Below are 24,402 nucleotides of genomic sequence, written 5' to 3'. Positions count from 1 at the left end.
CGATTGCAGTGCTCCAGGCACGACCCTGTCGCCTGCATCGCGAGCAAGCTCGCTCCTACAGACTTTACGCAAGGATTTGGATACATGACTGACACCCCGCATTTCCCGTTATCGGCGGTGGTCGGCGCGGACTCATTGAAGCTTGCGCTGTGTTTGACGGCTATCGACCCGAAAATTGGCGGGGTGCTGATCGAAGGCCCGCGAGGCATGGCCAAATCCACCCTGGCCCGGGGCCTTGCCGATTTGCTGGCAAGCGGCCAGTTCGTCACCTTGCCATTGGGCGCGACCGAAGAGCGGCTGGTGGGCACTCTCGACCTGGACGCTGCGCTGGGGCAGGGCAAGGCGCAATTCTCGCCAGGCGTCCTGGCCCGGGCCGATGGTGGCGTGCTGTATGTCGATGAGGTGAACCTGCTGGCCGATCATCTGGTGGATGTGCTGCTGGATGTGGCTGCCAGTGGCACCAATGTGGTCGAGCGCGACGGCATTTCCCATCGGCACGCCGCGCGTTTTGTCCTGATCGGCACCATGAATCCGGAAGAGGGTGAGCTGCGCCCGCAATTGCTTGACCGCTTTGGCCTTAATGTCGCCATGAACAGTCAGCCGCAGCCTGCCGAGCGCGGCGAAATCATTCGGCGGCGCTTAAGGTTCGACCTCGATCCCCAAGGGTTTTGTGAGCAGTGGGCCGCTGAACAGGATGCGTTGCGTGAGCGTTGCCAGCAGGCTCGCGAACGACTGCACGGCATTGAGCTGGACGATCAGTCACTGGCCGTGATCACCGAGCGTTGCTTTGCGGCCGCCGTCGACGGCATGCGCGCTGATCTTGTATGGCTGCGCGCAGCACGGGCCCATGCCGCCTGGCGCGGGGCAGAAGCAATCAGTGCGCAGGATATTGATGCGGTGGCCGAGTTTGCCTTGCGTCATCGACGTCGTGAGCAAGCCGGCAAGGCACCGACGCCGGACCCGTCGCAAGCACAACCTCAATCCGCCAGTACCCCGACCAGTTCGGGCCAGGGGCAATGGGGTGAACTGCCCGCGCAACCTCAGGCCATGGGTGTGCGGCGCGAAGTGCCGAGCTGGCCAAAAAAGCCTTAGGCATTCGCCCTCGATCCAGTGCGGGGGCGGATGCCAAACCGGGGGCAGGGCAACTCAGTCAGGGCAGCCAGGGCGCCAGTCGCAGTGCCGTCAGCGGTAAGGTCGACTGGGTGCAGACCTTGCTGGGCGGGCGGCCCCGGCAGCCTGAAGATCTGGTCTACAAGAGCCGATACAGTGCAGTGCAAGAGCTGTGGCTGGTGGTGGTGGATGCCTCGGCTTCGACACGTCGACACCAGGCGCTGGGTGATGCCAAGGGTTTATTGGCCCAGGTGTTTGAGGATGCGTATCGGCAACGGGTGCGGGTGGCAGTGATGACAGCCAGTGGCAACGCAGCGCAGTGGCAAGTTTGCGGTTCCAAGGCATCTGCGGCCTTGAATCAGTGGTTGGTCACGCTGGGGGCGGGAGGGGGGACGCCCTTGCTCGAGGCCTTGGCGCAAGTCGCGAAGTGGCTGAAAACCCGTCGCAAGCAGTTTCCTGAAGAACAGCAGCGTTTTTTATTGCTCACTGACGGTCGTCTCAAAGACGGTCCGGCTCTACCCGCCATTGAATGTCCGGGTCTGTTGATTGATGTTGAGCGCGGCCCGATTCGACTTGGAAAGTCACGCCGGATGGCGGCTGATCTGGCGCTTGAATACACACATATCGATGATTTGAAGCAACTGTAGGAGCGAGTTGCTCGCGAGCAAGCTCGCTCCTACAGGTTTTGGATCAGGCCGGCATTACCCAGGGTTGCAAGGTGTAGCCTTCGCTGCTCAGTTCGGCACGGGCTTGTGCCAGCAGGCTTGCGAGTTGGGCGGCGTCAGCGCAAGCGCTGCGCGGGATTTGTTTGCGACCGATGCGGGTGTTGGTGCGGTCAATGACTGTCAGGCTCAATTCGCCGTGACCGTCTTGTGCAGCCCAGGCAACGCATTGAAAAGGTTCAAAGGCGTGGCCGGCAATCAAAAGGGCTTCGTTGAAACGGAGCGGGGCGTTCATAGGGTTGTCTCTCTAGTGTGCCCATCAAGTGATTAACCGTCGGCTGGGCGTACCGTTCGGTTGGTTACATGTACTGATGACCTCAGCCCCGACTCAGGTCACATCGTTTTTTTGATTTTTTAAAGTATTTTTTTCAAACCTGATCCACATCAATTTTTAACCGCCTCACTTCCCCCCCCTGCAGAGATTTTATCTCTACGAGCGCATCCGTGACTTGATGTGAGTATTTGGCTATGTGGCTTATAGAGAATTGATCCAAGTAGCCGTCTCGGTTTTGTCCTACGTTACACGTAGCTTTAATTACGGCCTGTTCTAATCCCCATTTTTGTTTTTGGCGCCAAGGAACAGTCATGCTTGTGATGTCCACCCCGCGACGTCTTCTAGTGGTTGATCCCTGTGATGATTGTCACAGGATACTTCCGGGCTTGCGCACCATTGGTTGGGCGGTCGATAGCTGCAGCCTGGAGTCCGTCAGCAACCACACATGTGATGTCGGGTTGTTCAGGCTCCAGCCTTTTCATCTTGAGCACCCTGAAGCCGTCAAAGACATGATCAGTCGCAGCGGCACCGAATGGATTGCCGTACTCAATGCAGACGTTTTGAAGCTCAGAAACGTGGGCGATTTTGTTTGCGAGTGGTTTTTTGACTTTCATACACTTCCCTTTGATGTTTCCCGGGTCCAGGTCACGCTTGGCCGTGCATTCGGCATGGCCCGTTTACGTGGTCATGCCACCACCACGGCTAAAAATACCGGGCATGAATTGCTGGGCCAAAGCCGGGTCATTCATGACTTGCGTAAATTGCTGGGAAAGTTGGCGCCTACCGAATCGCCCATATTGATCCGTGGCGAGAGCGGCACGGGAAAGGAACTGGTAGCCCGTACCTTGCATCGTGAATCCCAGCGCAACGGTAAACCCTTTGTGGCAATCAATTGCGGCGCGATCCCTGAACACTTGATTCAGTCAGAACTCTTTGGCCACGAGAAGGGCGCTTTTACCGGTGCGCATCAGCGCAAGATCGGGCGTATCGAAACGGCCAATGGAGGCACCCTGTTTCTGGATGAAATCGGTGACCTGCCATTGGAGTTGCAAGCCAACCTGTTACGTTTTTTGCAGGAAAAACACATCGAACGGGTAGGGGGAAGCCAGCCGATCCCCGTTGATGTTCGGGTACTTGCAGCAACCCACGTCGATCTGGAAGCAGCCATTGTCGACGGCAGGTTTCGTGAAGATCTGTACTACAGGCTTAACGTATTACAGGTCGTCACCGCCCCTTTACGGGATCGCCCGGGTGATCTGGCATTGCTGGCCAATCACTTTTCCCATCTTTATAGCCTGGAGACCGGGCGTCGCCCGCGAACCTTCAGTGAGGATGCATTGTTTGCCATGAGCATTCATTCCTGGCCTGGCAATATTCGCGAGCTGGCCAACCGTGTGCGACGTGGCCTGGTATTGGCTGAAGGGCGTCAGATCGGGGCGCCTGATCTAGGGCTGGAGTCGTGTTTGCCGGTCATAGAGGTATCAGGCACGCTGGAGGACTACATAAGCCGTGCCGAACGTCAGGCATTGCGCGACGTCTTGCACCGGCACAGTGACAACTTGAGCATTGCAGCCAAGGTGCTGGGCGTTTCGCGTCCCACGTTCTACCGGTTACTGCACAAGCATCAAATCCGTTAAGGCAGTTTAAAAAGAAAAGGCCCGCAGCATTTATCCGCTGCGGGCCTTTTTTTTGCGGGCTGGCCCGCAGGGCGCCTAGAAGTAGTACGGGAATTTCAGGCTGAAGGTGAAGTCAGGTGCATCCTCTGTCAGACCTATGGACAGATTGGGCACTATCGTCAGCTTGTCGGTTGCTGCAATGGTCATACCGACGTTGAAGTAGCCTGCGTTGGCATCGCTGGTGGTAACGGTTTGCCAGTCGCCGCCATCCTGTTTGAGTTTGCTCTTTTTCTGGATCAGGTCAGAGACGGAGAACGACATACTCATTTTCTCGTTCAAGGCAAATGCCACACCGGCACCCAGCTGGAAGCTGTCGCCCAGTTTGACCTTGCCTGGCTGAGTCAGACCTACTGTTGAGCTGATGTCATCAAACGAGCCTTCCAAGTTGTGGGTGTACGACAGCGTTCCGAACAGCACGGCAGGGTCGAAGGTTTTAACCAGGGAGATGCCGGGGCTGATCGACCACACACCATTGCCGGTGGGCAAGTCTTCGGGGGTGAAAATATTGGTGTTGGACCCGGACTGAATCAGTTTGATGCCGAATGGATCTTTGCCTGTAGGCGCTTTGACACGCATGGTAAAGACCGCATCCGGGGTGTTTTCCGACTCGTCGAGGAACTTGTAAGCCACACCAAAGTTGACGTCCCCAATCGTCGGGTCGCGGGTCACAGTTTGCTCCGAGGCGGCTTGTGCATCGCCACCATTGGCACCTCCGGACTGGTAAGCCGACTCGCGATAAATCACAGGAACGTTTACGTCGAACTGCCAGCGGTTATCCAGGTTGTAGCGGCCGGTCAGGTCCATTGTCCATGTATCAGCCTTGATGCGATCCAGGTTGAGGTTGCCGAGAAAGATAGAGTCAAGAGCCAGAAAGCCGTTAAGAATCAACTGGCGCGTGTCGTAATGGGAGTAGGTGAGTCCGGATTCGAAACTGAACTTGCCACCGCCGAAAAAACCACTGGCCTCGTCGTACAGGTTGACCACACTTTTGGCCGGGGCGGAGTCATCTTTGAGTGACTCCCCGTAAGAACTGCTGCCTGTACCTCCTGCAGCGCCGCCACTGGCTGTGGCGACATTCTTGTTGGTAACCATGTCGGCCGGTGATTTCGCCAGACGCCTGGGGACAGGAGTTGCCGGTTGCTCTTCTACTTGGTGTACACGCTGTTCCAGTACTGCCAGTGCTTTTTGCTGTTGGTCATAACGCTGACGCAATTCCAACAGTTCTTGTTTTAATTGCTCTATATCCTCAGGGGCTGCATAAAGCAGGGCTGATGGAAAAAGAGTGCTCATACAGATAACGGCGCGAATGGTAATCAATCGGTGCATGAAATAAACCGTCCAGTTTTATATCTATATGAAGCGCTGGATACTAGTTCAATAACCCAGGTTGCGTAGACCTTTTAATTGAGTAAGATTGCAGTCCAATGCACCCGTAGTTGGCAGGTTGTTGCGTAAGACCACATTTAATTGGGTCATATTGTTAACCATGTTACCTGCGCCCAATAAGGTGGTGTTTTGTAACACTCCGCCCTGAGCTATTTGCTGCAATGAACTGCCTTGATTATTATTGGCCTGAACCGCCAATTGAATGCCGCCACCGGACGCTGAAACTGTTAAATTACCTGCGCCGCTGGAAATGGACACCGGATTATTGGCGCTTAATACCACGCCTTGCTGATTAACCGCTGGCGCTTGATTCGCCTCACTCATATTAATATCGACATTATTATATGCGCTGTTGTTATCACCCGCCGCGCGCACGCTTTGAGTCACGCCTTGCCCAGAAGTCAACCCTGCGCCTCCTGTTACTGTGCCTGAACCTTGGGTGACGGGTGCACCGTTGCCGGCCGAACTGTAGGTCGATACATAAAACTGCGGTTTAACGGTGTTGCTTTGTATTTGCATGGAGGTGCTTGCGCCGACCAAATCGCCATTGCGGCTGGTCCAGGAGCTGCTCATTACAATACCAAAGCTGATGATTCGACCCGGCATGACAAAGCGTCCACGCAAATCAGCCATTTCATTGTCTTTGAGTTCGACCGGTTTGAAGGTTGATGCTGCCTGGGCCGGCAGGCTGACTGCAATACACGCGGCAATCAGCCAATAGGGAATGTTCATGTGCTGCTCCAGGAGCCAGGGGCTCCGCGGTCATCATTGGCACGCCTAAAAGAAATCGCTCTGGATAAATCCGAAATCCATCAGCTCTGCATCCTTGACCGGGCTGAACATGTCGAGCTTGTTCTTGACTGTCAGCGGAGCAGAGGGGTTCAGCAGCGTATTGGTCTTGTCATAACCGGGGCCGATGATGGCAAAGACGATGCCATTCCAGCCTTTGGCAAAGTCTTCATGGGAGAATCGTTTATGCCCAAGTACCGGATCGGCGATATACACCCAGTCTTTTTGTGCACGCTGCATGACGACAAAGTGCTTGTAACCCCGTATATCCAGTAGGACAACCACGGGAATGCTGACACTTTCCAGGCTTTCGGTCGGGATCCTGTAACCCCGCGCCCGCATGCCGATGCTTTCCAGATAACGCTTCATGTCGAGCATTGAAAACCCCTGGGTACGAACCAGGTTCTGGTCTGCGTTGATCAGCATGCCTTTGATGATTTGATCTTCATTGACGTCCAGCCAATAGGCCTGACGCAGCACGGTAGCCAGAGCCGCCGCACCACAACTGAAATCGGTTTTTTGTTCCACAATGTTCGCAAAGCGCCGCTCACGAATACTTTGTACGTGCTTGTAAACCAGAATGCCGCCAGGCATGGCGGCGACTGGCATCTGTGCGGCCTGAGTGACACCGGCCATACAGAACAACAAGCAGAGCGCAAGCGTACGCATGATGGTCACACCTTGAATGAAGAAAAAGGGCCCCGTAATCGAGGCCCTTGTGACGGTCAGACTACAGGCAGGCGCGGCAGCCAGCTGCGATCGACAGTGAGTTGCTTTGTTGGTTGCCTGAGCCCGAGGACACGTTGGCACCACCGTTACCCGAGAAGCCGTTCATTGAGTTGGTCATGTTTGCAGTGTTGGTAGTCGGGTTTTTCCAACCGCTTGGTGTGAGTACTTGATAAGTCGCTACGCCACTAAGGGAGAAGCTGCCTTCTTCATGGAAGTTGAGCGGTTGAGTACCGTTGTTGCCACCGCCATTACCGTTGCCATTGCCATTGCCATTGCCATTGTTGCTGGAGTAGTTGTTGCCACCGCCGCCACCACCACCGCTGTTGCCACCCACTGTGCCTTGGCCATTGCCTTGATAGCTGCCATAGAGGTTGATAGAGCTTGTGAGGTCTTTGGTGTCGTAAGTGCGGTCAGCTTTGTTGGTGACGTTCAAGCTGGTTGAGGTTTGATCCGCCGCCGCGGCTGCTACAGCGACACGACCGCCGGAGACTGCGATGGCCAGGTTGTTTTTCTGTTGGTTGAAATCACCGGACGTTACGTTGACCCCCACATTACCGGAGCCATTGTTGGCGGAGTTATTTAGGGTCGCGGTGTTAATTGTCGAGTGGTTCTTGACCGTATTGCCGTAATTGCCTTGATCGGCCGAAGTTACGGCGAGTGCGCTGCCAAAGATGAAGCTTTGGTCGGCAGTTGCCAGAGCAGCGGCATTATCTTGTTGGTTGCCGTCACCGGAGGCTACGTTAGCGCCCATGTTGCCGCTGGAGTTGTTGATCGAACCGTCAACCTTGGCGCTGTTGCGTGTGCCCTGGTTGAGCACATTGTTGTGAGCACTGGTCTGGCCATCCTGAACCGAAGCCGCAGCGCCTGCGCTCAATTGCAGTTGGGTCAGCAACTGATCGTTGTTACCACCGTTTCCGCCACCACCACCGCCGCCGTTATTGCCACCGCCCGCCTGGGCAGCAACAGCCATGAGTGCGGCAAGAGCGAAGACCAGCGGTTTAAGAGCCATTACAGGTTTCATGGTGATTCTCCGTGCATTATTAGTGAGTTAAGTGTTGGGACTTTCTAATTGCACTGCTTGGTAGTCGGGTCAGTCAGCAACCCGGATATTCAGGGTGTTAGCCATGCGGTTCCCCACCCCTGCACTCTGGTTTAACTGCACGACCCCGCGGCTGCCGGTGAAGGCCTGATCGCTGGTAACGACCTGGCGGCTGCCGCTTACGGGGGCTACAGTTCCCGAGCCTGGTAACAGCGCCACGTTTTGCTGTGACAAGGCGCTGTCATCGATGCCTTGTGGCTGGGCACTAATGCCGATCCGCACTGCATTGATCATTTGATTGTTGGCTCCGGCAGATTGGTTGACACCTATCACGCCGTTGCCATTGCTGAATGAGTTGCCCTGAATCGCTGCCTTGGCATTGAGCGAAGGGTCGGCCGCTGTGTCGAGTTTCTGGCTGATCCGGGTGGAAGCACTGCCTTGTGTACCAATAGCGATTGCCCGACTGTTGACCTGCTGCTGTTGGTCGCCCGCAGCCTGGTTGACCGTAATGTTGCCGCGGTAGTTGACGCCGGAATTGTTGATCTCGGCGTTGTTATCGGATGCTGCAAGTACCTGGGTACTGGCGAGCAGCGCAACGGCCAATAAGGGCAGGGCGAAAGTCATGATGTTATTTCCCCTGACTCAGTGCAGTGAGTGGGCTCATACCCTGTTCAATGCTGCGACTGATGGTGTTGCTGACCGTGCCGCCGCTCCCGCCGCCATGACCGCCGGTCATACCTGGCAGGCCATTGGTTGTATTCAGGCCTGGTAGAGAGTTGCCATTAGGAATGATTGAACGGGCAATCGAAGTACCGCTGCTGACACTGGCAAAGTCGCCATCACTGAGCTCACGCGTAGCACTGGTGATACGCACTGCGGGATTGGCGTTTACAGTTGTGGGGTTAGGGTCCGGATGCATGGGCGGGTTGCCGACTGCAAAAGGTTGAACATCGCGGGTCAGTACAATCACGCCATCACCACCCGCTTGAGCAGTGCTGCAGATACCGAACAGAACAGTCAGGCTGCAGGCTGTGATCAGAAGATGTTTGCCGCGATATAAATACCCCATGACCGTGTTCCTTCTTTATTGGCGCTGGCCCTAGTCAGCGCTATGAAGGAAAGAGCAGTACTTGTGCCACTTTAAATTAAGTGTTTAAAAACAAGCGGTCACAGCATTTTATTAATTCGCGCAAAGCGTTGCTGTTTCAAACCTGAGACGGCGCGGGGCGAATATTGCGGAAAATAACGGGGCGGTAGACGTTGTACTTGATAAAAGAGGGGGCTGTTTCAAAAACGTTACACTTATTAGAAATATCAGAGAGTATCGTTAATCAGCGGCTTGCAGGCGGGGTCACTGTTTCATGAATGGACATATTGGCTGCTTAATGCGCTAACTTTGCCAGCGCGCAGTGAAAACTTCATGCCTGCTGATTAACAGACTGGAGATTGCTGAGTAAGTTGCCTTGGCTTAGAGAATTTTTAATCGAGGAAAAAGCAGGCAGGCAATCAACAGGTGCCCGAACAAGCCGATATCGTGTGCTGCGCATCTTTAATTTGATTCAGACGCAAGGCCGCTCTTTATGAACTTTCGTATACATGGAAGCCATGTCAGGGTGCAGACCGCCGACCAGAAGGGGGGGAGGCAACGGTCATGCACCCAGGTATTTACTTGGCCTGGGCCTTTTCTAGGGTTTGAATACGCTGGTTCAACTCGCGGATCGATTCGATCAGCGGAGCCACCAGCTTGTCGTAGTCGACCTGCATCAGACCATCCTTGGTGCGCGTCAGCTCGGGGTAAACCTTGGCAACTTCCTGGGCGACAACACCGATGTCCTTGCGACCGCCATTTTTCCACTCGAACGAGACGCCCTGGATTTTCAACAAATGCTCGGTCGCCGATTTCAGCGGTACTACTTTGGTTTTCAGGCTTTCATCGCTGAACGGGCAGCATTCACCACCAATATCACCAAAACCCGGGCAGCCAGGGCCAGTCGGGTTGCTTGGTGAACATTTGCTGCTGTTCGCCAACGGTGCGGTGGGGATGTCTGCTTGAGCAAAGGCGCTGGCCGCGAAAACCAGCGAGATAGCACTGAGGGTGCCAGAGGCAAAGGATGTTGATTTCATTGTTTTACCTTGAGGTTGTAATGCCTTTCTCGCCAAATATTTGACGAGCGGCTCAAGGTAAAGCTTCAAAATGCTGTTTGATTTAGGAAAGCTCTGATTTTGCTAGGATTTTTCCTAAATTATTTTTACTTCAGTAATCGCTCAACTGCGGAACAAGCCTGTTGCTGACGTGCTTGCCAGCCGCCGGTAATGATTTGCAGAGGTTGCCGGTGTTGTTCCAGCCACTGGCGGCTTGCTGTGAAGAACGCCTGACGTTCAGCCAGAGAAGGCTGGCAGCGCTGGCCGTCGGGTATCCACTCCACATCATCGGGTGACAGCAGCAAGTGCAGGTCGTAGTGCCGGCTCAGGAGTTCAGGTTCAAGCCAGGCCGGGCAGTCGCCAAACAGGGTCTGGCTCCACAGGATGTTGCTCAACAAATGGGTGTCCAGAATCAGCAGTTCAGGCTGTTGAGCACGGGCTTGATCTTCCCATTGCAGTTGACCTGCGCCAATGACCGGAATATCTGCCAGGCAGGTGTCACGCGGGTTTTGCTCGATAAAGTAACGTACGTATTCGCCCACCAGGACGCCGCCAAAACGCTGTTGCAAGAGTGCCGACAGCCAGCTTTTACCACTCGACTCCGGCCCGGCCAGTACCACCACCTTCATGTGCGCAGCGCCGGATCGCGGCGCCAGTCACGCCAGCCTTGAATGGCAATGACCGTGAACAGTGCATACAGGCCCGCTGTCAGGTAAAGCTCCTGCCAGGCAAAAAACGCGATGTAGAGCACATCGATCACAAACCACAGGGCCCAGCATTGCAGGCGTTTTTGCGCCATCCAGAGTTGTGCGACCAGGCTGAAAGCGGTCAGCGCTGCGTCTTGCCAAGGCACACTGGAGTCAGTCCAGTTCGCCATTGCAGCACCCAGGGCCAGACTGCCCACGGCACCGGCGACCAGGCCACCGAGTACTTGCAGGGTGCTTAATCGAGTCACGACACGGCCCTCGTGCTGCGTCCCGGCGCGGGTCCACTGCCACCAGCCATACACTTGGAGCACGGCAAAGAAGACCTGCAGGAGCATGCCGGAATACAGCTTCATCCCGAAGAAGATCCAGCTGTACAGCAGCACCATGACCAGGCCGATCGGCCAGCACCAGGGGTTTTGTTTGACTGTTAACCATACGGAGATGACACCAAGCGCGGCGGCAAACAGTTCGAGCCCTGACATTGGCATTCCTGGGGGAGAGAGAAGGGCGGGGATTGTACCTGCAGGCAGGTGGTAGCTCTAGCAGGATTCACGTAGTCGCTGACGAGGGCCGAAGGCTGCGATCGAACCCGAAGGGTTCGCGCTTTTTAATAAGCGAAACCCTGTCGCAGCCTTAGTGCCTCGTTAGTGACTACAGGTTCAAGGGATATGCAGCAGCACGTAGTCATTCTTGTCGAAGCGACCACTCAACGCCGGCACTACATTGCCCAAGGCTGTGCCTTGCAGCCCCTGATAATCCTTGCGGTCCATGACGATCCATACCGGAGCGGGAAGCGCCTGCAGTTCGACTGCGGACTGGGTGAACAGTGGCAACAAGTCACGATTCAGATTGACCATGAATTTGATTGCCTTGGCATCTTTGCCCATGCCGTGAAGTACCAAGGGGGCAGGTTCGCGGTCGATCATGTGCATGGCGTTTTCAGTAAAGCTGCGGGTGTCATAGAGGTCGCGCTCTACCGGCTCGAACACCATGATGAAGCTCGCCCACAGTGCCAGTACGGCACATGCAGCCAGCCCGCCGGTTCGCCACCGGGCCTTGAACAGCAGGCCCAGGGCCGCTGCTTGCAGCACACTCAAGACAATAAAAATCGTAGTCAGCGACGGCAGTTGTTCGTCAAAGCGTTTGCGCGCAATGATCAGGCCGACGATCAACAAGCCGGGCAATAGCAGGAATACCCCCTGGATAAGGCCACGCAAACCGGCATAGACCCGGCCGCGCATCCCTTGAAACGGGTAGCCGGCAATGATTGCCGCCATTGGCAGCATGGGCAGCAAGTAACGGGCTTTTTTAGCCTGCGGGATCGACAGGCCGATCATTACGATCAAACCCGCCCCCACGCAATGTTTGACTAACTGCAGGCCCGGGCCCGATTGCTTGCGCCCGGCAATCAGGGTCGCTGCCAGCACAAGTACTGCCAGCGGGTATGCCAGTGCGTAGTTGCCCATGGAACTGGTGAAGTAATACAGCGTGCTGCTGGCACCTTCTGTCCCGTCCATGCGGCCGGTGACTTGCATGCGGATCACTTCGTGGACGAAAGCTTCGCCGCCGCTGATCCAGGCCAGCAACAGCAGGGTACCTATGCACAGAACCAGCAGTACCAGCGCTTGCAGGCCAACGCTGATCAGCCGGCGCCATTGACCGCTGAGCAGGTAGTAACTGCAGAGCATGCCGGTGGGGATAACCAGGCCAATCGGGCCGCGTATGGCAAACCCCAGTACCAGCAGAAGCAGTAGCCAGTAATGCCGGCGCGGTGCGCAAAAATGATCGTGTGCATAGGCCAGGTAAAACGCTGCCAGGCTGACGGCTGCAAGCATTTGATCCAGGGATACGGCACGGGTTTCGGTGACAAAGGTCATGCTCAGGAGCAACAGCGCCACGCTGACCAGCGCCCAGGTCCTGGACTGTGGCGCGACCAGGCGATACATCAGGCTGACAATTACCGCCCCGGCAAAGGCCGTGGGCAGCCACGCCGTGAAACTGGTGACCTCACCAAACGGCAAGGACAGCAACCAGGTAAACAGGGTCGAGGTTGCGCTGTAATCAGCATAGGGTTCGCCATAGGTGGTCGGGAAAAAGCCCGGGCCATGGCGCAGCATTTCCTTGGCAAACATTACAAAGCGCGAGTCAAAACCGATCGCAGCCAGTTGAGGTTCACCCACGATGAACAAAATCAGTGCCAGTGCGCCCAGGATCAGGGACTGCCTGTGCAGTACGCGTACACTGCTGGAAGAATAATTGGCCTGCATCTCGAGTTTCCTTGCCTCAAACAGTACAAAAAAAAGCGCCGCCATTGTTGCCAATGGCGGCGCTGTCATTCCATCAAACGGCCGTTGAACCTTGGGATACTGGCAAGTTGCAGGACTCGCCACGGCCCATCGGGTAGTACTGCAGACCTGTTCGGGCCAGACGCTCGCCGTCATACAGGTTGCGTCCGTCGAAGATCACCGGGGTTTTGAGGCGTGCCTTGATCAGGTCAAAGTCCGGCGCCTTGAATTGCTGCCACTCGGTGCACACGATCAACGCGTCGGCCCCATTGAGCGTCGATTCCGGAGTCCCCATCAGGCTCAGGCGCGGTTCGTCACCGTACAAGCGCTGGGTTTCCTGCATGGCTTCAGGGTCGAATGCGCGAACGTCAGCGCCTGCATCCCACAGTGCCTGCATCAGTACACGGCTCGGTGCGTCGCGCATGTCGTCGGTATTGGGTTTAAACGCCAGGCCCCACAGTGCAAAGGTTTTACCTTTCAGATCACCTTTGAAGAACGCATTGATGCGATCGAACAGCTTGTGCTTCTGGCGTTCATTGATGGCTTCAACCGCCTGCAACAGGTCGCTGGAGCAATTGACTTGCTGGGCGCTGTGGATCAACGCTCGCATGTCTTTGGGGAAGCACGAACCGCCATAGCCGCAGCCCGGGTAAATAAAGTGGTAGCCAATACGGGTATCGGCACCGATACCAAGGCGTACCGCTTCGATGTCGGCTCCCAGGTGTTCTGCCAGCTCGGCAATCTGGTTGATAAAGCTGATCTTGGTTGCAAGCATGCAGTTGGCGGCGTACTTGGTCAGCTCAGCGCTGCGCAGGTCCATGAAAATAATTCGGTCATGGTTGCGGTTGAACGGGGCGTACAGATCGCGCATCACTTCGCGCACTTCTTCACGGGCGCAGCCAATAATGATGCGATCCGGACGGCGGCAGTCGGTTACCGCCGAACCTTCCTTGAGGAATTCAGGGTTGGACACGACATCGAACGTCAACGAACGGCCGGTTTGGCCCAGGGCTTTATTGATGTGCGCGGTCAGTGCATCCCCGGTGCCTACTGGAACGGTAGATTTTTCGACCAGAATCAATGGCTCGGTGCGATGGCGGGCGACCGCGTCACCGACGGAGAACACCGCGCTCAGGTCTGCAGAACCGTCTTCGCTGGGCGGAGTGCCAACGGCGATAAACAGGACCTGACCGTGTTCAACAGCAAGCTTTTCATCGCTGGTAAAGCGCAGGCGCTTACTTTCGAGGTTCTCTCGCACCAGGCTGGAGAGTCCCGGTTCAAAAATGCTGACATGACCTTGTTGCAGCAATTGGACCTTATTCTGGTCGATATCCATGCAGATCACATCGTGGCCGACTTCCGCCAATACCGTCGCCTGCACCAGGCCTACATAACCACTACCAAATACACTGATTTTCATGCGCAGTTCCTGGAACTTGGGGTACGTCGAGAGTTGATCGTTAGCACCCCCAGGATGACCAAGGTCACACCAAGGGTTTTCGAAAGAGTGAAGCTTTCATGGAATACCGGCAGGCTGGCAGCCAGCAGGTACACCAATGCGTAACTGATGCTTAACAGCGAATAGGCGCGGCCCAGCGGCAAGTCCCGCAGAGCCAGCAGCCAGCACAGCATGGACAGGGCGTAGGCCATGATTGCAGCAGACACTACGCCCAACGCTGGCAATGACACCTCGCCCTGGTTGATTGCGCTCAGCCATTGAGCCGGTTCCGGCAGGCGGGTCATGCTCCAGCGCATGCCCAGCTGGGCCGTACTGACCAGCAACACGCTGGCACTAGCAAAGGCAAATCCACGGCGCAGGCTCATGTGTGCTGCCCCAACAGGACTACGCCGGCAATCACCAGCCCCACACCCAACCAGTGACGTCGATCGATGTGTTCTTTAAACAAATATCGGGCTACCAGTGTGATCAGGACAAAATTGAGACTGAGCATCGGGTAGGCGACCCCGACTTCAAGCCGTTGCAGTACCAGCAGCCATACCAGCAAACCGAAACCCAGGCACAACAACGCTAGCCAAAGCCAGGGCGAACGCAGCTTTTGCGCGAACCCCGACTCGGGGCCGCGCCAGCTTTCAACGGCGTATTTCTGGGCAATCTGGCCTGCGCAGGTCAGCAGGCAGGCCAGTAACAGAAGTGCAAATGTCATTGGGGACTCTGCGGGAAGATCAGAATCACCATGTTGCCATCGTCATAACGCTGGCCATCTTTGGGCAGCATGTCCATTTCATGGCTTTCATCGCTGTTCTTGACCCGCATCACCACACCTACCGGGCCTTGGCGGCGCGCTTCAGTCATCCACTGGGCAATGTCGGCCAGAGGGATGCTTTTGCCTTTGGCATCGTCATAGGTCAGGCCGTATTTGACTTCGCCCTGAGTGTTGTAAAGCGTCACATCGGGGCGGCGCAGGCGCCAGGACAGGGCAGAAGCCGCACCCAGATCGTTGCTGAGCAAGGTTTTGGCCTGGGACAGCTCCTGAATATGCTCAAGAATGAACTGATCGGGCATTTTGTTGTGCACTACGCTACTGGGCATGCTGGCTGGCAACGCAAGTACCAGAACCCCCATTGCAACGGCAGGCGCCGCCCACATCTTCAGTGGCCGGGAGAGTGTCAGCAGGCCGGTGACGATCCAGGTCAGCAACACGCCAACCAGCAGCGCCATATGTTGTGGCTCATTGTCATAAAACGGTTTTTTGATCTGAAAATAGATCAGGGCTGCCAACGCCACGGCGCCAACCAGCAAGTTGACCAGACCGTTAAGGCGCAAGGCGCCGGTTTTGGCCTGCTCTACACGCTGAATCATCGCGTGGCCCAGCAACAGGGCCAGCGGCAACATACACGGCATGATGTAGGTCGGTAATTTACCTTTGCTCAGACTGAACAAGCCCAGTGGCAGCAGCATCCACAGCAACACGAAAACCACACTGGCATGGCGCTTGTTTTGCCATGCGTCCTTGAAGGTGGCTGGCAACAGGGCTGCCCAGGGCAAGCTTGAAACTACCAGCAGCGGCAGATAGAACCACCACGGGCGCCCGTGCTGTGCATCGTCGCCGGCAAAACGGCGGATGTGTTCGTGCCAAAAGAAGAAGCGCCAGTAGTCAGGCTCCTGGGCGTGAACCGCCAGCACCCATGGCAGCGATACGATGGCGGCGACCAGCATGGCCACCAGTCCATACTTGACCAGCTCGACAAAGCGTTTTTGCCAGATCATGTAGGGCAGGGCGATCAGCACCGGCAGCAGCAAGGCCAGAAAGCCTTTGGTCATAAACCCCATGCCGCAGGCAAAACCCAGTACTGCCCAGCTGATCAGGCGATCGCGCCGGCTGCTGCTGTCAACTGCAAACCACAAGGCAGCGAGGCTCAAGTTGACCCACAGAGTGAACTGGGGATCGAGGTTTGAGTAGCCCGCCTGACCAGCGATAAGGCCAAACGTCATGTAGACCAGGGCACAGGCAAAGCTCTTGCGCGGGTCATTCCACAGGCGTCGGGCTACGGCATAGGCCAGAAACACGCTGAGGCCGGTGGCGATTGCTGACGCAATACGCACACCAAACAAGTTTTCGCCAAAAATGGCCTGGCCGATGGCTATCATCCAGTAGCCGGCAATCGGCTTCTCGAAGTAGCGCAAATCCATGAAGTGCGGGGTGATCCAGTTACCGTCGACCAGTATTTGCTGGCCGATTTGCGCGTAGCGTGTTTCGTCCGGAATCCACAAACCGTGGGTGCCCAGCGGCAACAGATAAAACGCGATAAAAGCCAGAACCAGCAGCGGTATTGTCCAGCGTTGAGTCATGGCTTCTGCACTCCCAGCCAGCCTTCACGTCCGTCCAGCTGGCCACGGCTCAATTGTCCGGCCGGGACGCTGTTCAGATCAGTGGGGAGCAAGTCCCGCAAGGGGTGGAAGTTAATATCGCGAGCACGGGCCTGCGCCAGCAATTGACGAAAGTCGTTAGCCATTAGAATCCCTTCTACTTCTGCATGGATGGTGTACGCATTCAGCTTTTGCGGGCTGAAACGATCAAGAATGTATGAGTTGAAGTCGGCGGCATTCAGCTCGGGCCCGACTACCTCATCGAAAGTGGGTAGATCCACAGGGATTTGCGGCGCGCCCAGGCTACCGTCGGCCAACCTTGGCCGAAATAGACTGTGCCCGCGGCAATCACTGTTGTAACGAAAGCCAAAGGTTTCTTTGGCCTGGACTACGCGTTCATCTGCGCGCCAGCCGGCGGCCGCCGAACACTCAACCGCCTGCCCGGTGATGTCGCTCAAGGTGTCGACGCCACGCCGGATTTGCTCGATCAGTTGCGCATCGCTCCAGCGCCCTGTGTTGGCTTGCCAGCCATGGTGATCCCATGCATGCAAGCCGACTTCATGGCCCGCAGCAAGGGTCTGGCGCATTAAATGCCCCAGATCCTTGCCGATCGGTTTGCCTGGCCAGGCAGTGCCGGCCAGCAAAATATCCCAGCCATAGAGGCTGGCGGCCTTGGAACGCATCATCTTCCAGAAAAACTGGGGCTTGATCAGCCGCCATAAATGGCGGCCCATGTTGTCAGGCCCCACGCTGAAGAAAAACGTGGCCTTGATCTGAGCTTCATCGAGCAGTTCGAGCAACCGCGGAACCCCCTCACGGGTTCCACGGTAGGTGTCGACATCTATGCGTAGTCCAGCTTGCATCAGCGTTTTTCCGCGATTTCAACCATGGCTTCGCGCAGGAAGAAATCCAGGGTCTTGCCGATGGTTTCGCTCAGTTCGGTCGTCGGGGTCCAATCGATCAGGCGACGGGCGTTCTCAACGCTTGGTTTGCGGTGGCTCACGTCCTGATAGCCGGTGCCGTAGAACGACTGGCTTTCAACATCGCGGAAACCGGCAAACGGCGGGAAGTTGTCACGCAGGGGGTGCGCTTCGAACTGACGCAGCAATTCTTCGCCTAGCTCACGAATACTGGCTTCGTTTTCCGGATTGCCAATGTTGATGATCTGGCCGTCGCACTTGCCACCTTTGTTATCAATGATGCGGGCCAGAGCTTCGATACCATCGGCAACATCAGTGAAGCAGCGTTTTTGTTCGCCGCCGTCTACCAGACGAATCGGAGTACCTTCCACCAGGTGCAGGATCAGCTGAGTGATGGCGCGCGAGCTGCCAACACGTGCCGAGTCCAGACGATCGAGACGTGGCCCCATCCAGTTGAATGGACGGAACAGGGTGAATTTCAGGCCTTTCTGGCCATAGGCCCAAATCACGCGGTCCAGCAATTGCTTGGAAACCGAGTAGATCCAGCGCTGTTTGTTGATCGGGCCAACAACCAGGTTGGAAGTGTCTTCGTCGAAGTTCTTGTCCTGGCACATGCCATACACTTCGGACGTGGACGGGAAGATCACACGCTTGTTGTATTTGACGCAGTAGCGCACCAGCTTGAGGTTTTCCTCGAAGTCCAGTTCGAACACGCGCAACGGATTACGGGTGTATTCGATAGGGGTGGCAATGGCCACCAGCGGCAGGACCACGTCGCACTTCTTGATGTGGTACTCGATCCACTCGGTGTGGATGCTGATATCACCTTCAACAAAGTGGAAGTTCGGATGGCTGCGAAGACGCTCAATAGCGTCGGAGCCGATGTCCAGGCCATACACTTCATACTGATCGTCCTGCAGCAGACGCTCGGACAAGTGGTTACCGATAAAGCCGTTAACGCCCAGGATCAGGACGCGGGTGCGACGGGCCTTGCGACCGGATTCGCTACCACGCAGACGCGAGCCTTCAACCAGACCCAGTTCGCGGGCCAGTTGCGGGCCGCTCAGGTAGAGGCCATTTTCGTTGCGCTGACCGGCAGTCACTACCAACGAGTCCTGACCGCAGGCGATACGCAGCGGATCGCAGCTGATCACTTGGCCCGGTGCGTGGCCCTGGTTGCCAGCAACCACTTCAGCGCCCCAGACAATCAGTTTGTGCTCGCCCACAGCGCAGAAGGCGCCCGGGTAAGGTTGAGTAACAGCGCGCACCAGATTGAACAGTTCTTCTGCCGGACGCGTCCACTGCAGCAAGCCATCAGCCGGTGTGCGACGGCCGAAGTAGGTGGCTTTAGATTCGTCTTGTGCAGTTTCCTGGAGTTTGCCTTGCGGCAGCAGCGGCAGGGCTTCAGCCAGTAGCTGGGCAGCAGTTTCGCGCAACTTGCCGTGCAGGGTCAGAGCGGTATCAGTGCGCTCGATGCTGATGCGCTGTTGCGCCAGAATGTTGCCCGCGTCAGCACGTTTGACCATGCGGTGCAGGGTTACGCCTGTCTCGGTTTCGCCATTGACCAGTACCCAGTTCGCGGGAGCGCGACCACGGTAGCGTGGCAGCAATGAGCCGTGCAGGTTGAACCCGCCTTTACTGACACTGGCCAGCAATTCTTCGCCCAGCAGGTTGCGGTAGTAGAACGAGAAGATGTAATCGGCATTCAGCTTGCGGATGCGCTCGATCCACAGCGGATGGTTGGCGTCTTCCGGTGCGTGCACAGGGATGCCTTTACGGGCACACAGCTGGGCAACCGAGCCATAGAAATTATTTTCTTTCGGGTCATCGGCATGGGTGAATACAGCAGCAATTTCGTAGCCTGCATTGAGCAAGGCTTCGATGCCTGTGCAGCCAATATCGTGATAGGCGAAAACAACGGCTTTCAAACTCATGATTGAACCTGTGTCGAAGTAGAAGAAGTCGGGGTACTAGTTGAAACGGTGGAAGTTACAGGTTCGGCACGAACAATTTTTTCAATGAAAAATCGCGGCCTGGCCCGTACATCGCTGTACATGCGGCCCAGGTATTCACCCAGAAGCCCCATGCCGATAAATTGGCCGCCGGTAAACACGAACAAAACTGCAAACAGCACAAAAGTGCCGTGTCCGGCCCAGGATGCGCCGAAGATCAGGCGCAGCATGATCAACGCAACGGCGAAGAGCACGCCCAAGACCGCCATGCTGAAACCGATGATGCTTAACAGGCGCAATGGGGTAGTGGTCATGCAGGTGATCAGGTCGAACATCAGGTTGATCAGGCGCATGGGGCTGTATTTGGAGTCACCGTGTTCGCGCTCTGCGTGCTCGACCAGCACTTCAGTGGTGTGGCGGGCAAAGCTGTTGGCGAGAATCGGGATGAACGTGCTGCGTTCGCGGCAGGCGAGCATGGCGTCGACGATGGAACGGCGATAGGCGCGCAGCATGCAGCCGTAATCGCTCATGGCAACGCCGGTGGAGCGTTGTACTGCCATGTTGATCAGCCGTGACGGCCAGCGGCGCCAAGCAGAGTCCTGGCGATTGTTACGCACTGTGCCGACCACGTCGTAACCCAGTGCAGCCTGGGCGACCAGGCGCGGAATTTCTTCAGGAGGGTTTTGCAGGTCGGCGTCCAGCGTAATGACTACATCGCCTTTGGAATGCTCGAAGCCGGCCATGATCGCAGCATGTTGGCCATAGTTACGATTGAGGATCACCGCAACTACCGGGCTGCCTTCGCGCTCGGCGGCATCTTGCAGGATTTGCGCCGATTGATCCCGGCTGCCGTCATCGACCAGAACGATCTCATAAGCTTGTGTCAGCTGCGCGCAAGCGGCTTCAGTGCGGCGCAATAGCTCGGGCAGACTCTGTTCTTCGTTGTAGACCGGAATGACGATCGACACACACTGGATAGGGTAGGGTTTCAAATTATTCGTTCCAGTCAGTTTCAATGGCACAAGATGACTCGTGTAAAAGTCGACCTGCTCACGGGCAAGCCAAGACCTGTTTGCACGTGGAGTAAAGACTATTACTTATAAAGGTAAAGTCATCGGACTACCTTATCTACATGATTTTCTTGCAGACTCTTCGGTGCTTCCCCCGGAAGAAGGGGCATACGTTAAACGCACAGTTGTGAAAAACCTATGAAAGTTCGATCAACATGGCATGCTTTCTAAACACTAGACAGGTGTTATTCAGGAAAGCATTTGCCGGGCAGAAACACCCTGCGTTTCGACGATAACAGGTTCAAAACAAGCGATAGTTTTAGCGTTTATTACCGAAACTGAACAGTGATGCAGGTCGGTAAAGAGTGCAAAAAACACGTTCAAAACTGCGCCAGCCTGCGGGTATGTGATGCCCATCACATCGACTGGCGCTGTTACACAGGCTTTAGTTCAGGCCGAGCTTGCCACGCAGGGTCGACAAGTCTTCGGCCAGGGTATTGACGGGGCCGATCAAAGCCTTGCGATCGTTGTCTTTGACCTTGTCGTAGGTTTCAAAACCACCGTCTTTAGTACGGTATTTGGCCAGGATTTTGTTAACCGTCGCGAAGTTCTTGTCCACTTTGGTTGCAAAGGCCTTGTCACTCTGTTCGATCTGGGTGCGAAACAGATCAAAGATTTTTTTCGCGCCGTCAACGTTACCCTGGAAGTCGTAGAGATCGGTGTGGCTGTAGCGGTCCTCTTCACCGGATATCTTGGTAGCGGCGACTTCTTCCATCAGTGCGGCTGCGCCACCGACTACTTTCTCGGGCGGGAAGGTCAGCCCGGCGACGCGGTTTTGCAGATCTTTGACGTCTTTGTTCAGGCCGTCTGCCAGGTCGTTAAGGCCCTGGGTGCTGTTTTCAGAAAACAGGCTGTATTCGATGCGATGAAAACCTGTGAAGTCCGGGGCTTTAACGCCCTGCTCATGATCGTCGACCCGGGAGTCGATGGATGCATCAAGGTCACTGAACAGCTCGGCAATCGGCTCAATTGACTCGTAGTACACCCGGGTCGGGGCATAAAGTTTTTTGGCGGTGGCCAAATCCCCTTTTTTCACTGCGTCGGTGAATTGCTGTGTATTGCTGGCCAGTTCATCCAGCTGCTCGGTGACGTAAATCTTGTAGTCCGAGATCGGCCCCACCAGGTCCAGTGGCGCAGTCGCAGCCAGTGCCGAGAGAGGAGTGTGGAGCAAGCCAAGCGTGAGCAGGAGTGCGAGCGGCGTCTTCTTCATGGGACTTTTCCGATTGGAGTCAGGGGGGTTAGGCGTTGGTTAAAGGTGCTGCGGCATTGAGCAGGGATCGCCCAACGTAATCCTGAGCGTCTCGCACACCCGGCAAGGTGAAAAAGTAACCGCCGCCAACCGGCTTGAGGTATTCCTCCAGCGGCTCGCCATTGAGCCGGGTTTGCACGGCGATAAAGCCTTTTTCCAGATCGCGCTGGTAACAGATGAACAGAAGCCCCATGTCCAGCTGGCCGTTTTTGTTAACCCCGTTGGAGTAGTTGAACGGTCGACGCAGGATCAGGCTGTCGCGGGTTTGTGCCGTGCGCGGGTTGGCCAGGCGGATGTGTGCATCAAGCCTGGTGACTTTGCCGTCGGGGTCGTTGCTGTAATTCGGGGTATCAGTTTCATGGGTGCCGTCCATAGGCGCGCCGCTGGATTTGTGGCGGCCGAAAATACTTTGTTGTTCTTGCAGTGGCGTACGGTCCCAGCGCTCTACGAAGTTGCGGATGATGCGCACCGCTTGATAGCTGCCGTGGGTCGCCCAATCTGGCTCGTCAGTTCCGGGCTGAACCCAGACGATGTCGTTCATCAGGTTATTGTCATTGGAATCCGGATTGGCGGAGCCATCGCGAAAGCCCAAAAAGTTACGCGCGCTTTGAGCGGGCTCCCCCGGTTTGGTCGGCGCTTGCGGCGGCACGGTACCTTCTTGCTTCCAGCGCACCAACAACAGGTCTGGCAGGTTTTTTACGATGTCACGCAGGGCGTGGATATTGGTGTCAGCGGTGTTGGCACAAAACTGCAGGCTCAAGTCGCCGTGGCATTGCGCAGGTTCCAGTGCGTCGTTGGGGAAACCTTGCATGCGGCTCAGGCGTTTAGGCTTGGCGCCGGCCAGCCCAAAGCGCTCATCGAACAATGAGTCGCCCACCGAAACCGTTACTGTCAGGTTGTCCGGCGTTACCACCGGACCAAGAATTCCGGAGTCCGGAGGCGGAAGCCTGGGGTCAATCTGAGGCACCGCGCCGCCTTTCATCAGGAACGCAATGCGTTCATTCAGGGTGCGGAACAGGCGCTCCAGGTCTTGCCTGTCGCTGGCCAGCACATCAAAAGCCACCAGCATGCCGGCGGCCGGACGCGGGGTAATAATGCCGTTCTGGTGCTGACCGTAAAACTGGTGATGGTCCCGGGTTTTATCGCTGCTCGGTGCTTGAGTAACCTGTGCGCTTGCTCCGCCACTGGCAGCCATTGCCGGGCAGCTCAGTGCGCCACCTGCCAGGGCCGCTCCGGCGACCCCCATGCCCAGCAGCACGCGACGGCGCTGAAGGTTGAATGGGTCAAGACTGTTTTCTGAGTCGCTCATGTGCATCTCGTTTGCATTTACAGGCCGGAAAGGCCGAGGGCGGGATCGATTCCATCGAGTGCATCGGCCACAGCCTTGGCCTTGTTACTGATTGCTTGACGCTGGGGGGCGCTTACCGTGTCGTAAGTGATGTAGCCCTGAGGTGTTTTCAGACCATTGAGTTCGGACTCGAGCGCGGTGCTGGCGGTATCGATACGTTCCAGGAGCCCGGCACTGTTCTTGGCCAGCAAAGGGCGCAGCAGGTCGACTACCTTGCGTGTGGTCTGCAGGTTCGCGGCAAACCCATTCGCATCGATATGGCTGTAACGCTCTTCTTCACCGCTAGCGGCACGGGTATCGGCCAGATTGTGCAAGGTGCGGGCGACAGTACTGATCAATTGTTCGGGGGGCAGCGACTGGGCAAGCAGTTGTTGCTTGAGCAGCACGGCATTGGCTTGCAGTTGCTGGGCAAACACAGTCAGGCCCTGAGTGCTGCGCTGGTCAAAAAGACCATATTCGAGGCGGTGAAACCCAATGAAGCCAGGGTCCTGCTCGCGCTTTTCAAAGTAGTCGGCGCGGGCATTGATAGTGTTGTCCAGTTCGGCCAGACGCTGTGCGGCAGGGGCCAGCCGTTGATAAGCCTCACGTGCAGGCACATAAAGCGCCTGGGCCTGTTCGAGATCACCTGCGGCAATGGCTTGCGACAAGGCATCCACTGCTTTGATCAGCGCATTGCCTTGACTGCTCAAATAGACGCGAAACTCAGATAATGGCCCGATAAACGCCACCATGGACGGTCTTGCCTTGGCGCTGGCTTCGGATTCTGCGGTCGGCGTGACGTGCAGTGTGCCGCGAGGATTGCTGAGCAAGCCGCAGGTAATGGCGTAATCGCCTGGTGCCAGCGTGGCATTGATTACCTGGCTGAGGCCGGGGGCAATGTTTTCACGCTCTTCGACCACCAGAACGCCATCCAGAATCTCCCATTCCACAGCTCGTTCAGAGGCATTGACGATGCGAAAGCTATTGAAGCCTGCAGGCACAGACAGTGCATTGGGCTCGCAACTGCGGGGGTGGATGGTCACAGTGATTTCGTTGCTGTGAACCTTGCGCTTGGCCGCAGCCAGTTGCGAGGCGTAATAAAACAGCCCGCCGGCCGCGATCATCACGATCACCGAGCCGGCCACCGCCCAGCGCAAGGCGCTTGGGGGTGTACCGCTTGCAGGGGTAGACATGCA

Annotated in this window: 24 protein-coding genes; 3 read left to right on the top strand and 21 right to left on the bottom strand. The window is 56.3% G+C overall.

From position 1 onward, the window contains the following. The first annotated feature begins 84 nt into the window (after positions 1–84). Together ACP7BO_RS10560 and ACP7BO_RS10555 are read left to right on the top strand one after the other, a co-directional pair. Positions 85–1,092: an ATP-binding protein gene (locus ACP7BO_RS10560; RefSeq protein ID WP_397456733.1), complete on the top strand. Its 1,008-nt coding sequence runs from the start codon at positions 85–87 to the stop codon at positions 1,090–1,092. A gap of 110 nt (positions 1,093–1,202) precedes the next feature. Next, positions 1,203–1,757: a vWA domain-containing protein gene (locus ACP7BO_RS10555; protein WP_426210147.1), complete on the top strand. Its 555-nt coding sequence runs from the start codon at positions 1,203–1,205 to the stop codon at positions 1,755–1,757. A gap of 43 nt (positions 1,758–1,800) precedes the next feature. Here the strand turns inward: ACP7BO_RS10555 and ACP7BO_RS10550 are convergent, their stop codons facing one another. Continuing rightward, positions 1,801–2,067, bottom strand: coding sequence for a hypothetical protein (locus ACP7BO_RS10550; protein ID WP_003445381.1), 267 nt, complete (start codon positions 2,065–2,067; stop codon positions 1,801–1,803). 350 nt (positions 2,068–2,417) lie between these two features. Between ACP7BO_RS10550 and ACP7BO_RS10545 the strand changes: the two genes are divergently transcribed. Continuing rightward, positions 2,418–3,743 (top strand): sigma 54-interacting transcriptional regulator, encoded by a 1,326-nt coding sequence (locus ACP7BO_RS10545; RefSeq protein WP_426210144.1) that lies wholly within the window; start codon positions 2,418–2,420, stop codon positions 3,741–3,743. A 75-nt stretch (positions 3,744–3,818) separates the two neighbouring features. Here ACP7BO_RS10545 and ACP7BO_RS10540 read toward each other — a convergent pair whose 3' ends face one another. The 20 genes from ACP7BO_RS10540 to efeO (ACP7BO_RS10445) form a co-directional block, all read right to left on the bottom strand. Next, on the bottom strand, positions 3,819–5,108 hold the full coding sequence (locus tag ACP7BO_RS10540; RefSeq protein WP_426210142.1) for a hypothetical protein: 1,290 nt from the start codon (positions 5,106–5,108) through the stop codon (positions 3,819–3,821). A gap of 48 nt (positions 5,109–5,156) precedes the next feature. Continuing rightward, the gene (locus ACP7BO_RS10535) at positions 5,157–5,900 is read right to left on the bottom strand and encodes a hypothetical protein (protein WP_426210140.1); all 744 of its coding nucleotides are present in this window, start codon (positions 5,898–5,900) and stop codon (positions 5,157–5,159) included. Positions 5,901–5,945: 45 nt separating this feature from the next. Then, positions 5,946–6,626, bottom strand: coding sequence for a C39 family peptidase (locus ACP7BO_RS10530; RefSeq protein ID WP_060692394.1), 681 nt, complete (start codon positions 6,624–6,626; stop codon positions 5,946–5,948). A 61-nt stretch (positions 6,627–6,687) separates the two neighbouring features. After that, the gene (locus ACP7BO_RS10525) at positions 6,688–7,707 is read right to left on the bottom strand and encodes a heme utilization protein (RefSeq protein ID WP_426210138.1); all 1,020 of its coding nucleotides are present in this window, start codon (positions 7,705–7,707) and stop codon (positions 6,688–6,690) included. 69 nt (positions 7,708–7,776) lie between these two features. Beyond that, positions 7,777–8,349 (bottom strand): hypothetical protein, encoded by a 573-nt coding sequence (locus ACP7BO_RS10520; protein ID WP_060692399.1) that lies wholly within the window; start codon positions 8,347–8,349, stop codon positions 7,777–7,779. Between the two features lie 4 nt (positions 8,350–8,353). After that, a complete protein-coding gene (locus tag ACP7BO_RS10515; RefSeq protein WP_426210136.1) occupies positions 8,354–8,794 on the bottom strand; it encodes a hypothetical protein in 441 nt (146 codons plus the stop codon). 596 nt (positions 8,795–9,390) lie between these two features. Beyond that, positions 9,391–9,849, bottom strand: coding sequence for a tail fiber domain-containing protein (locus ACP7BO_RS10510; RefSeq protein WP_426210134.1), 459 nt, complete (start codon positions 9,847–9,849; stop codon positions 9,391–9,393). Between the two features lie 125 nt (positions 9,850–9,974). Beyond that, positions 9,975–10,496 (bottom strand): AAA family ATPase, encoded by a 522-nt coding sequence (locus tag ACP7BO_RS10505; protein WP_426210132.1) that lies wholly within the window; start codon positions 10,494–10,496, stop codon positions 9,975–9,977. Next, entirely contained in the window at positions 10,493–11,056 is a 564-nt protein-coding gene (gene pnuC / locus ACP7BO_RS10500) for a nicotinamide riboside transporter PnuC (protein WP_426210130.1), read from the bottom strand. Before pnuC ends, ACP7BO_RS10505 begins: the two co-directional genes overlap by 4 nt. A 177-nt stretch (positions 11,057–11,233) precedes the next feature. Then, complete coding sequence (locus ACP7BO_RS10495) at positions 11,234–12,841, bottom strand: ArnT family glycosyltransferase (protein WP_426210128.1); 1,608 nt, start codon at positions 12,839–12,841, stop codon at positions 11,234–11,236. 73 nt (positions 12,842–12,914) lie between these two features. Then, positions 12,915–14,279: a UDP-glucose dehydrogenase family protein gene (locus ACP7BO_RS10490; protein WP_397456746.1), complete on the bottom strand. Its 1,365-nt coding sequence runs from the start codon at positions 14,277–14,279 to the stop codon at positions 12,915–12,917. Beyond that, a complete protein-coding gene (gene arnF, locus ACP7BO_RS10485; protein ID WP_397456747.1) occupies positions 14,276–14,683 on the bottom strand; it encodes a 4-amino-4-deoxy-L-arabinose-phosphoundecaprenol flippase subunit ArnF in 408 nt (135 codons plus the stop codon). Before arnF ends, ACP7BO_RS10490 begins: the two co-directional genes overlap by 4 nt. After that, the gene (arnE, locus tag ACP7BO_RS10480) at positions 14,680–15,024 is read right to left on the bottom strand and encodes a 4-amino-4-deoxy-L-arabinose-phosphoundecaprenol flippase subunit ArnE (protein ID WP_397456748.1); all 345 of its coding nucleotides are present in this window, start codon (positions 15,022–15,024) and stop codon (positions 14,680–14,682) included. Before arnE ends, arnF begins: the two co-directional genes overlap by 4 nt. Continuing rightward, a complete protein-coding gene (arnT, locus tag ACP7BO_RS10475; RefSeq protein ID WP_426210125.1) occupies positions 15,021–16,670 on the bottom strand; it encodes a lipid IV(A) 4-amino-4-deoxy-L-arabinosyltransferase in 1,650 nt (549 codons plus the stop codon). Before arnT ends, arnE begins: the two co-directional genes overlap by 4 nt. Beyond that, on the bottom strand, positions 16,667–17,551 hold the full coding sequence (arnD, locus tag ACP7BO_RS10470) for a 4-deoxy-4-formamido-L-arabinose-phosphoundecaprenol deformylase (protein ID WP_426210123.1): 885 nt from the start codon (positions 17,549–17,551) through the stop codon (positions 16,667–16,669). The genes arnT and arnD overlap by 4 nt, the downstream gene beginning before the upstream one ends. Beyond that, positions 17,551–19,542, bottom strand: coding sequence for a bifunctional UDP-4-amino-4-deoxy-L-arabinose formyltransferase/UDP-glucuronic acid oxidase ArnA (arnA, locus tag ACP7BO_RS10465; RefSeq protein ID WP_426210121.1), 1,992 nt, complete (start codon positions 19,540–19,542; stop codon positions 17,551–17,553). The genes arnD and arnA overlap by 1 nt, the downstream gene beginning before the upstream one ends. Beyond that, on the bottom strand, positions 19,539–20,552 hold the full coding sequence (gene arnC, locus ACP7BO_RS10460) for an undecaprenyl-phosphate 4-deoxy-4-formamido-L-arabinose transferase (RefSeq protein WP_060692423.1): 1,014 nt from the start codon (positions 20,550–20,552) through the stop codon (positions 19,539–19,541). Before arnC ends, arnA begins: the two co-directional genes overlap by 4 nt. 463 nt (positions 20,553–21,015) lie before the next feature. Next, on the bottom strand, positions 21,016–21,840 hold the full coding sequence (gene efeO, locus ACP7BO_RS10455; protein WP_426210119.1) for an iron uptake system protein EfeO: 825 nt from the start codon (positions 21,838–21,840) through the stop codon (positions 21,016–21,018). Between the two features lie 28 nt (positions 21,841–21,868). Further along, positions 21,869–23,188, bottom strand: a complete 1,320-nt coding sequence (efeB, locus tag ACP7BO_RS10450; protein WP_426210117.1) for an iron uptake transporter deferrochelatase/peroxidase subunit — start codon at positions 23,186–23,188, stop codon at positions 21,869–21,871. A 17-nt stretch (positions 23,189–23,205) separates the two neighbouring features. Further along, complete coding sequence (gene efeO / locus ACP7BO_RS10445; RefSeq protein WP_426210115.1) at positions 23,206–24,399, bottom strand: iron uptake system protein EfeO; 1,194 nt, start codon at positions 24,397–24,399, stop codon at positions 23,206–23,208. Positions 24,400–24,402 lie beyond the last annotated feature (3 nt).

It is taken from the genome of Pseudomonas sp. TWR2-1-1, from assembly GCF_049897045.1.
GTDB classification, from domain to species: domain Bacteria; phylum Pseudomonadota; class Gammaproteobacteria; order Pseudomonadales; family Pseudomonadaceae; genus Aquipseudomonas; species Aquipseudomonas versuta.
Note: the sequence above shows the minus strand (reverse complement) of the source record. Positions and strands in the feature narration are given on the sequence as shown.

Coding starts and splice junctions, on each gene's coding strand:
- arnT (WP_426210125.1), bottom strand. CDS start 16,670: ATGACTCAACGCTGGACAATACCGCTGCTGGTTCTGGCTTTTATCGCG.
- ACP7BO_RS10510 (WP_426210134.1), bottom strand. CDS start 9,849: ATGAAATCAACATCCTTTGCCTCTGGCACCCTCAGTGCTATCTCGCTG.
- ACP7BO_RS10530 (WP_060692394.1), bottom strand. CDS start 6,626: ATGCGTACGCTTGCGCTCTGCTTGTTGTTCTGTATGGCCGGTGTCACT.
- ACP7BO_RS10560 (WP_397456733.1), top strand. CDS start 85: ATGACTGACACCCCGCATTTCCCGTTATCGGCGGTGGTCGGCGCGGAC.
- ACP7BO_RS10545 (WP_426210144.1), top strand. CDS start 2,418: ATGCTTGTGATGTCCACCCCGCGACGTCTTCTAGTGGTTGATCCCTGT.
- pnuC (WP_426210130.1), bottom strand. CDS start 11,056: ATGTCAGGGCTCGAACTGTTTGCCGCCGCGCTTGGTGTCATCTCCGTA.
- ACP7BO_RS10535 (WP_426210140.1), bottom strand. CDS start 5,900: ATGAACATTCCCTATTGGCTGATTGCCGCGTGTATTGCAGTCAGCCTG.
- efeO (WP_426210115.1), bottom strand. CDS start 24,399: ATGTCTACCCCTGCAAGCGGTACACCCCCAAGCGCCTTGCGCTGGGCG.
- efeO (WP_426210119.1), bottom strand. CDS start 21,840: ATGAAGAAGACGCCGCTCGCACTCCTGCTCACGCTTGGCTTGCTCCAC.
- ACP7BO_RS10525 (WP_426210138.1), bottom strand. CDS start 7,707: ATGAAACCTGTAATGGCTCTTAAACCGCTGGTCTTCGCTCTTGCCGCA.
- efeB (WP_426210117.1), bottom strand. CDS start 23,188: ATGAGCGACTCAGAAAACAGTCTTGACCCATTCAACCTTCAGCGCCGT.
- arnD (WP_426210123.1), bottom strand. CDS start 17,551: ATGCAAGCTGGACTACGCATAGATGTCGACACCTACCGTGGAACCCGT.
- arnF (WP_397456747.1), bottom strand. CDS start 14,683: ATGAGCCTGCGCCGTGGATTTGCCTTTGCTAGTGCCAGCGTGTTGCTG.
- ACP7BO_RS10495 (WP_426210128.1), bottom strand. CDS start 12,841: ATGCAGGCCAATTATTCTTCCAGCAGTGTACGCGTACTGCACAGGCAG.
- ACP7BO_RS10490 (WP_397456746.1), bottom strand. CDS start 14,279: ATGAAAATCAGTGTATTTGGTAGTGGTTATGTAGGCCTGGTGCAGGCG.
- ACP7BO_RS10550 (WP_003445381.1), bottom strand. CDS start 2,067: ATGAACGCCCCGCTCCGTTTCAACGAAGCCCTTTTGATTGCCGGCCAC.
- ACP7BO_RS10515 (WP_426210136.1), bottom strand. CDS start 8,794: ATGGGGTATTTATATCGCGGCAAACATCTTCTGATCACAGCCTGCAGC.
- ACP7BO_RS10540 (WP_426210142.1), bottom strand. CDS start 5,108: ATGCACCGATTGATTACCATTCGCGCCGTTATCTGTATGAGCACTCTT.
- ACP7BO_RS10520 (WP_060692399.1), bottom strand. CDS start 8,349: ATGACTTTCGCCCTGCCCTTATTGGCCGTTGCGCTGCTCGCCAGTACC.
- arnE (WP_397456748.1), bottom strand. CDS start 15,024: ATGACATTTGCACTTCTGTTACTGGCCTGCCTGCTGACCTGCGCAGGC.
- arnA (WP_426210121.1), bottom strand. CDS start 19,542: ATGAGTTTGAAAGCCGTTGTTTTCGCCTATCACGATATTGGCTGCACA.
- ACP7BO_RS10505 (WP_426210132.1), bottom strand. CDS start 10,496: ATGAAGGTGGTGGTACTGGCCGGGCCGGAGTCGAGTGGTAAAAGCTGG.